This window comes from Geobacillus sp. DSP4a (assembly GCF_013096875.1).
Classification (GTDB): Bacteria; Bacillota; Bacilli; order Bacillales; family Anoxybacillaceae; genus Geobacillus; species Geobacillus thermophilus.
This window is the reverse complement of the sequence record NZ_SDLD01000172.1, coordinates 1-619: the sequence shown is the minus strand read 5'-3', so window position 1 is coordinate 619 and position 619 is coordinate 1. Positions and strand designations below refer to the sequence as shown.

General features: G+C 52.7%; 1 protein-coding gene. It reads right to left on the bottom strand.

The features are described 5' to 3' along the window. Positions 1 to 343 (bottom strand): IS110 family transposase (locus tag ETC02_RS16860; RefSeq protein ID WP_171698466.1); only part of this gene is annotated, 343 nt, incomplete at its 3' end. Positions 344 to 619 lie beyond the last annotated feature (276 nt).

The window sequence follows — 619 nt, the reverse complement described above, 5'->3', positions numbered from 1 at the left end:
CAACGAGTCCATGGCGGAGCAGCTTGGCGATCCACTCGGCGTCAGAGACATCGGTTTTTCTTCCCGGGACATTTTTGATCCGCTGCGGATTGGCCAGTGTCAAGTCGACATAGCCCTCGAGGAAGGCAAAGACCGGTTTCCAATACACGCCGGTGGATTCCATGGCGACATGGGTGACCCCATGGTCTTCGAGCCACTCGAGCAGGTCGCCAAGTCCTTTCGAGAACGTGGAGAAGGTTTGAATGTCCTTTTGAATGTGTCCATCTTCTTCCCATAGCGCGCAGGCGACGATGGTTTCGGCATGAACATCCAATCCTGCGCAGCGAGGATAGATGACATCCATGATGAAAATCCTCCTTTTCGATGATCGAGTGCGCAAACAGCGAATCCACGGGAGAAATGCGGCAGTTTTCCGTTCGTCGTCACCTTTCCTCCGCATCGGGAAAGGGCGGACAATGGGTGGTGCACCCAGTGGATTCAAACACTTTTCCGTACAGGGTCTAAGCCACCATTAAGCATAACGTCCTGTTGAACTGTTTGCGCCTATTCTTCATTATGGGAAGAAAAGGGGGATTTTCATCCCTGGGTGGAGGGCAAACCATTGCCCATGGATCTTTTC